Origin of the sequence: Bacillus sp. NPDC094077, from assembly GCF_050279465.1 — a bacterium.
Classification (GTDB): Bacteria; Bacillota; Bacilli; order Bacillales; family Bacillaceae_G; genus Bacillus_A.
In genome coordinates, this window is record NZ_JBNNUF010000006.1 from 250,770 (window position 1) to 257,518 (window position 6,749).

The following is a 6,749-nucleotide window of genomic DNA, read 5'->3' on the forward strand; positions in this document are numbered from 1 at the left end:
ATAGACTACTGGCTTATTTTTAAAATTGTAGTATACTTAGTCATTATTTCAAGTTTTATAATAAATATACCGAAGGTGACACAATGTTCTATATAAAACAACTACTATATTTCACTTACGAGCAAGCATTATCTTGCTTATTCCCAGTCGTTATTTTTTTAACACTAGCCCTTTCAAAAATCATTTCTATCCCAGGATTATATCGTTATGATTTCATACTCATTGTATGTCTTCTTATGCAGTGGATTATGTACAAGACTGGACTTGAGACGAAAGACGAACTAAAAGTAATTACTGTTTTTCATTTGATTGGACTTTTACTAGAAATATATAAAGTACATTTTGGATCATGGAGTTATCCCGAAGAGGCGTATTCGAAGGTTTTTGGAGTTCCATTTTACAGTGGTTTTATGTATGCGAGTGTCGCGAGTTACATATGCCAAGCCTGGAGAAGATTACATTTACAAATGCATCATTGGCCTAAAGCTATTTTTGCAATACCGTTAGGAGCTATGATTTATTTCAATTTTTTTACACATCATTTTCTATATGACTTTAGATGGGTATTAACTTTACTTTTATTCGTTGTTTTCTTTCGGACATTTGTAGAATTTTCATTACAAGGAGTTACATATAAAATGCCACTCGTTCTCTCCTTTTTCCTTATCGGATTCTTTATTTGGATCGCAGAGAACATCGCAACATTTTTCGGGGCGTGGCAATATCCAAATCAACGGGAGGCATGGAATCTCGTTCACCTTAGTAAAATTAGCTCATGGTTTTTACTCGTTGTCATTAGTATTATGATTGTTACGCAGCTCAAGCATTTGAAGGAATCAAGAGGATAATGTAAATACATATTAGAAACTTCTAAGCTTCTCTACTTACTCAATAAAAAAACGAAATCCATCTAGGATTTCGTTTTTTTAACTTCTTCAAATCTATAGAGCTTTAATAATTCGTTCCATCGCTTTCATTTGACCAATATGATCCGCTTCATGGTAAAGCATCATACCGTAAAGCTCTCCTACTGTTTCCAATCCTAAAAATGGCTCTGGAAGTTTATTTTCAAACGCTTCTGCTGGAATTGCATTAATGCGCTTTGCTTGCTCTTGTAGCTGAGACTTTAACACTTCTAATGAAGGGCCTTCTGTTTCCCATTTAGATGGTCTTGTTCCATATCCAAACAAACCTGGATATTCACTTGGCAAATGTTTAAACTCTCTTCCAAACATAAACAACTCTGCTGCAGATAACACGTGACCAATATGCCAACGAATTGTATTATTAAAACCCTCCGGCTGCGTATCCGCAGTTTTATCATCTAAATTTTCCATAAATTCAAGTAATGCCCCGCGAGTTATTTCAAATTGTTTTAAACCAACTATTCTATTCACTCTATCGTTCTCCTTTTTTATATACAATTTATTTATAAATCTACCAGAAACAATTAAGAAATACACCTAATATGCTTAGCGCACTCCGGCAATACGATAAAAAGGTACAACCCTCGTAAATATAGAATTACTTACCGTACAAACATTTCAGTAAACAAAAGAGGAGTGTAATTGCATGCTAGATGTTTTAAAACAACAATATAATCTTATTAGTTCTACAAGAGAAACTCTATTTACGTTTTTAGAAGAAATCCCATTAGAAAAATTGCACAGCACAGTTCCGAATTTCGGAAACGGTAGCATTATAAAAACTCATATTCATGTAGCTGATTGCTATCGATACTGGCTCAGATCATTCGCATTTAAGCAAAAACGAGCAGATTTTTCATTTGCTAGTGATTATGAAATTGAGCATGCAGATATTGCGAAAGTTCGTGCTAGATTTAAGTTAGTAGACGAAGTTGTCCAACGCTTTTTAGATGAATACAATGACCGGTGGCTTGAAAATATAGCAAATGAAGTAAAATGGCAAAAAGAACCTTGGAGCACAACTCCGCTATGGCTTTTAACTCATACGGAGACACATGAATTTCATCATAAAGGACAAATTGTATCTATGGCTCGTCACCTCGGGTACAATCCTCCTAATACAGACCTTGATTAATTCAAATTGCTCTAAAAAACAACCAACTATAACTGTCGCTAACATTGTTTATTTGAGCGGTAAGTCCCTTCATCACTTTTGATGTTGTTTATAGTTTTACAAATTATTTTGCGACACAAACTTAAAAGCTTTTATTATATTTAATTATGTTTGTGTCGTGTTCTTATTGATTAGTATAATATCTATTTAAAAAATGTATTAATAGGTTTCCTTTTATTATTTGAGTTACCTAATTAATAAGAGCCTTTTTCTTTTCATCACCACTTTATACACAATAAAAACAAAAATTCCGAAAATAAGAGTTGAAAAGGCTGGTAAAATCTTATCATTTGGTACGTATACGCTCCAAAAAGAATTAAGAAGCGCATGAAAAATTAGACACATAAAAATACTTTTAGTTGCGTTAAAAATTGTAGTTAGTAAGAAAGATACTGCAATTATCGTAATTGTAAAGGCTAGAAAATCTCTTTGAGATTGGTTCGTGCCTGGAATGAACCATAACGGCAGGTGCCAAATAGCCCATATTATGCTAACAATCACCGTACTAAAAAATGCTGAAAACCTTCTCTGAAGGGCAGGTTGTAAGAATCCTCTCCATCCGATTTCTTCAAGTCCTCCACCAAAGATCATTATTGGAAAATTAAGTAATGCGACGTACAATGTTTTTTGCATCGTTGCCCCACCAAATATCGTTGGAAGATAACAGCTAATAAAGGCTAGAACAATGATCAGAATATACCATGCAAAATGATGTTTAGGATTAACAATGTTTTTAATAAAAACTCTAAACTCTTTTTTTGATCCATATTTTTTCTTTAGACTAACTTCAATGATTGCTGGCATGATTCCACCAAACACAAATAATATCATCGCTAACGGTGTACCGAATGTGGTAATGTTTAATTTTATCAAGCTAATTAATAGCCCCCAGAGTGTCCATGTACATATAAAAGTACATATTAAATATCGTTTAATATCATTACTCATCTACTTGCCTCCTTTGTTTTAATTAGAGCATAAATTTTGAAATATGAAAACCACTTATGTTAAATTATCCCAACACCCTAAAGAAACATCCATAAGCAATTAGGCCTTTATGAACAGTCCGGCTCCCTGCTACCTGCTTTGCTTCAGTCGAGGCTCGAAGTTAGAGTCTTACTATCGTTAATACTGGATAAACGAACAAAAAGAGCATGTTTTGAAAACTAATCAAAACATGCTCTTAAAATTTTCATTTCATCATCAATACCAAATAGTCTCAGCATAATTATAAGCATCACTATTCGGAATTGCGTGTTTTCCTTGCGCTTGCGCCTTTCTTGGATCTAAGTCATATACCATTGGTGTATAGCATGATGTTTGCCCTTTATTTACAACACCGTTTCCTCCGGCACTCCCACAAGTATATGCCTTTCCATCTGTTTTTCTTACGATTCTCGCATCAGCTTCAATATTATAAACTGCTGGGTGAGTTACAGTAACTTTTGCCCAAGCCGTCTTACACGATGTACTAAACTTTAATTCTACATAAGAATTTGAATCAATCCATTTCTTTTCTTTCGTTATAGCGGATTGATCACAACTATTATAGTACGGACTTTTCCCATCATACGAATGATCTTCTGCATATGCTTTATCACTATTAGTCGTACTAAACATACTAGTTAACACGAACAAGGATAGCAAAAAACATGCACTCGCTTTTTTTAAAAGCTTCATAGTATTCCGCCCCTTTATTAATAACGTCCTGTTTTGCCATAACCGTTATTAATTGTAACTGCTTCAGCATCAGCCGTATAACCAAAATCGGCAGTTAAATCAAACACCATTCCTGTATAAGTGCTTGTTTGGCCTGTTTTAATTGCTCCATTACCACTATTAGAGTCTACTGATTTTTGAAATACACCGTTTTTATATTTATTAATAACAGCGTAAGCATATATCCCTCCGGAAACTGAAGGTGCTGGTTGATCTAAAACAAGCTTAGACCATGCTGCATGACAGGTATTACTGTAGCGTAAATAAACGGTCCCTACTTTTTTACCACCTTCATATACCGCTGTAGATTTTGCGTTAAATCCATCTGCATCGCAAGTTGTACTTCCCCCGTATACTTTTGTTGTAGCTGGATTTTTCCCATCATAATAACTACTTAAATCAGTAGTGGCAAATGTACTTCCTTGGAAACTAAATAATACACCTATACTCGCTGCACTTAACACGCATACTTTCATTAGCTTTTTAAACATTTTAAATTTCCTCCCTCAAAATAAGTACGTATCATAAAGACAACCTATACCGCTATGTAAGCCCTCCTTTCATTCTTCCTAGAGGCATCTTACAGAAACGAATAAACGTTGTAAATTCCCTTATGGTTATTGGAATATACGAAAAATTTTACTTATCCTTGTAAGAAAAAAAGTTGAGAAATACACATTTTATAGCATTCTTTATTTAAAACATAAAAGAACCGATACTTGTTTCATTCAAGCATCGGTTCTCTCTATACAAAAGTGCCATTTTTTCTTTCATATAAAACAAATATTTCTCCACTTAATTCGTTGTAAAAAACTCCCTCGTTACATCAATAAATTGTTGTAAAGGAACTGTCATCCATTTATCTTTATGCCAAGCGATTTGTGTATAGATCGGAGAGATTGAATCCTTTAAAACTAACTCCTTTATCGTCCCCTCTCGTATATCCTTTTCTACTACTATTGCCGGTAAAACGGCTATACCTAAATCTGCAATGACACATTGTTTAATTGCCTCGACACTAACAAACTCAATCTTATTTGCTGGGTATACATCTTCAGCACGAAATAGATCTTCAAATAAAGTTCGATACGAGCAACCTAGTTCTGTTAATAAAAGTGTTTCACTCTCTAAATCTTTTGTAGAAACGGAAGGTTGTTCAAGTAAACGATGCCCCGAAGCAGCTACTACTTTTAATTCTTCTTTCATAAGTGGCTCCACATGTAAAACATCTTCTGTTTTACATTCGTCCAAAATAAATACAAGATCTACTTTCCCTTCCATTAACTGTTCCTTCGCATCTTTATTGGAATGCGCAGGTTTAAATATAAGCTTTATTTGGGGAAATTGTGCTTTAAACCTTTTTAATATGGAAGGAAGCCTGTATGTACATTGACTTTCTTGCGCACCAATTATTAACGTACCTGCTAGTTCCTCATCATCTTTCACAGCCATTTTCGCTTCGTTACTGAGCACAATCATCTTTTCGGCATATAGTTGAAACTTCCTCCCAGCTTCAGTTAAGAAAAGGCGTTTTCCTAACCTTTCAAATAACGGCGTACCGAGCTCAGCCTCTAACGTTTTAATTTGGGCTGTTACACTCGACTGAGCAAAGTTTAATCTCTTCGCAGTTTGTGTAAAGTTCAAAGTGTCTGCTGCTACTTTAAATGTAATTAATTGTTTTATCTCCATTTACCGTCCCTCTATTCAATCGCTATTTTCGATTGATTCCATCGAAATAATCCTCTTTGTCTATTGGTATTTGTATTGTATGATAAAAAATATATACAAACAATATAAATGGAGGTATTCCATATGAAAGCACTTTGTTTCGAAACATTCGGAGACGCTAATGTACTACAATATAAAGAAATACATGATCCAATCATAAATCCAAATGAAATTCTTGTCCGCATGAAAGCAATCGGTTTAAATTTCGCTGATATTTATAGACGCCGCGGTGATTATCATCTCGCTGGTAATCCCCCTTATATATTAGGTTATGAAGGAGCTGGTATTGTTGAAAAAGTAGGAGCCGGCGTTACTACAATCAATCCTGGAGACCGCATTGCATTTGCTGATGTCCCATTTGCAAATGCAGAATTAGTTGCCGTTCCTTCAGAAAAAGCAATTCCACTTCCAGATTCTATTTCTTTTGAAACAGCCGCTTCTGTCTTACTACAAGGCTTAACAGCACATTATTTAACGAAAGATAGCTATCAACTAAAACAAGGTGATATAGCTTTAGTACACGCTGCAGCTGGCGGTGTTGGTCAACTTCTCGTTCAACTGATTAAACTACTGGGCGGAAAAGTAATCGGACTTACGTCATCAAAAGAAAAAGCAAAGATAGCCACGTTAGCTGGTGCCGATCACGTATTTTTATATACAGAGGCATGGCATACGAATGTACTTGAAGTAACTAATGGTGCCGGCGTAAATGTTGTGTATGAATCAGTAGGTTCTACATTAGAAGAGAGCTTTAAAGCTACTAAAACTGGTGGTACTGTCGTATTTTACGGAATGGCGGGTGGTAATCCTGCACCTGTAGATCCACGTATGCTTATGGATACTTCAAAAACTTTAACTGGCGGAGACCTTTGGAATGTACTTACATCTTACGAAGAGCGCAAAGAACGTTCCTCTCAATTATTCGAATGGATTACGAACGGGAAACTAAACATTGCGAGTCCTACTACGTTCTCTTTACAAGACGGTGCCCGTGCTCATGAATTATTAGAAAGCAGAAAAAGCACTGGGAAGATTTTATTAATCCCATAATTCTCAAAATAAAAAGGAAGCTAGGTTTTAAAATGTACCCTATGGAATAGACACTTAAAAAAAGTCTATTCCATAGGGTATTTCTTGTATAATAAGAAAAAAACTAGAATCGGAGAAAATTCAAAATGACAAAAAAGTTATTTACAGAAAAA

Annotated in this window: 8 protein-coding genes; 3 read left to right on the forward strand and 5 right to left on the reverse strand. The window is 34.9% G+C overall.

Annotation, left to right across the window (positions count from 1 at the left end):
• The first annotated feature begins 83 nt into the window (after nt 1-83).
• On the forward strand, nt 84-848 hold the full coding sequence (locus ACQKNR_RS17380; protein ID WP_427319037.1) for a DUF817 domain-containing protein: 765 nt from the start codon (nt 84-86) through the stop codon (nt 846-848).
• 93 nt (nt 849-941) lie between these two features.
• Here the strand turns inward: ACQKNR_RS17380 and ACQKNR_RS17385 are convergent, their stop codons facing one another.
• A complete protein-coding gene (locus ACQKNR_RS17385) occupies nt 942-1,397 on the reverse strand; it encodes a DinB family protein (protein WP_427319039.1) in 456 nt (151 codons plus the stop codon).
• A 175-nt stretch (nt 1,398-1,572) separates the two neighbouring features.
• Between ACQKNR_RS17385 and ACQKNR_RS17390 the strand changes: the two genes are divergently transcribed.
• Nucleotides 1,573-2,061: a DinB family protein gene (locus ACQKNR_RS17390; RefSeq protein ID WP_427319041.1), complete on the forward strand. Its 489-nt coding sequence runs from the start codon at nt 1,573-1,575 to the stop codon at nt 2,059-2,061.
• 225 nt (nt 2,062-2,286) lie between these two features.
• Here the strand turns inward: ACQKNR_RS17390 and ACQKNR_RS17395 are convergent, their stop codons facing one another.
• The 4 genes from ACQKNR_RS17395 to ACQKNR_RS17410 form a co-directional block, all read right to left on the reverse strand.
• On the reverse strand, nt 2,287-3,048 hold the full coding sequence (locus ACQKNR_RS17395) for a CPBP family intramembrane glutamic endopeptidase (RefSeq protein ID WP_427319043.1): 762 nt from the start codon (nt 3,046-3,048) through the stop codon (nt 2,287-2,289).
• 255 nt (nt 3,049-3,303) lie between these two features.
• A complete protein-coding gene (locus tag ACQKNR_RS17400; protein ID WP_427319045.1) occupies nt 3,304-3,780 on the reverse strand; it encodes a DUF2690 domain-containing protein in 477 nt (158 codons plus the stop codon).
• A 17-nt stretch (nt 3,781-3,797) separates the two neighbouring features.
• A complete protein-coding gene (locus tag ACQKNR_RS17405) occupies nt 3,798-4,310 on the reverse strand; it encodes a DUF2690 domain-containing protein (protein WP_427319047.1) in 513 nt (170 codons plus the stop codon).
• Between the two features lie 304 nt (nt 4,311-4,614).
• Nucleotides 4,615-5,508 carry a LysR family transcriptional regulator gene (locus ACQKNR_RS17410; RefSeq protein ID WP_427319049.1) on the reverse strand — a complete coding sequence of 298 codons (894 nt, stop codon included), beginning with the start codon at nt 5,506-5,508 and terminating at the stop codon, nt 4,615-4,617.
• A 123-nt stretch (nt 5,509-5,631) separates the two neighbouring features.
• Between ACQKNR_RS17410 and ACQKNR_RS17415 the strand changes: the two genes are divergently transcribed.
• Nucleotides 5,632-6,597 (forward strand): quinone oxidoreductase family protein, encoded by a 966-nt coding sequence (locus ACQKNR_RS17415; RefSeq protein WP_427319051.1) that lies wholly within the window; start codon nt 5,632-5,634, stop codon nt 6,595-6,597.
• The last annotated feature ends 152 nt before the right edge of the window (nt 6,598-6,749 follow it).

What these genes read in the sequence shown, in the direction of transcription:
- ACQKNR_RS17380 (WP_427319037.1), top strand. Translation starts at nt 84, where the DNA reads ATGTTCTATATAAAACAACTACTATATTTCACTTACGAGCAAGCATTA.
- ACQKNR_RS17390 (WP_427319041.1), top strand. Translation starts at nt 1,573, where the DNA reads ATGCTAGATGTTTTAAAACAACAATATAATCTTATTAGTTCTACAAGA.
- ACQKNR_RS17395 (WP_427319043.1), bottom strand. Translation starts at nt 3,048, where the DNA reads ATGAGTAATGATATTAAACGATATTTAATATGTACTTTTATATGTACA.
- ACQKNR_RS17400 (WP_427319045.1), bottom strand. Translation starts at nt 3,780, where the DNA reads ATGAAGCTTTTAAAAAAAGCGAGTGCATGTTTTTTGCTATCCTTGTTC.
- ACQKNR_RS17405 (WP_427319047.1), bottom strand. Translation starts at nt 4,310, where the DNA reads ATGTTTAAAAAGCTAATGAAAGTATGCGTGTTAAGTGCAGCGAGTATA.
- ACQKNR_RS17410 (WP_427319049.1), bottom strand. Translation starts at nt 5,508, where the DNA reads ATGGAGATAAAACAATTAATTACATTTAAAGTAGCAGCAGACACTTTG.
- ACQKNR_RS17415 (WP_427319051.1), top strand. Translation starts at nt 5,632, where the DNA reads ATGAAAGCACTTTGTTTCGAAACATTCGGAGACGCTAATGTACTACAA.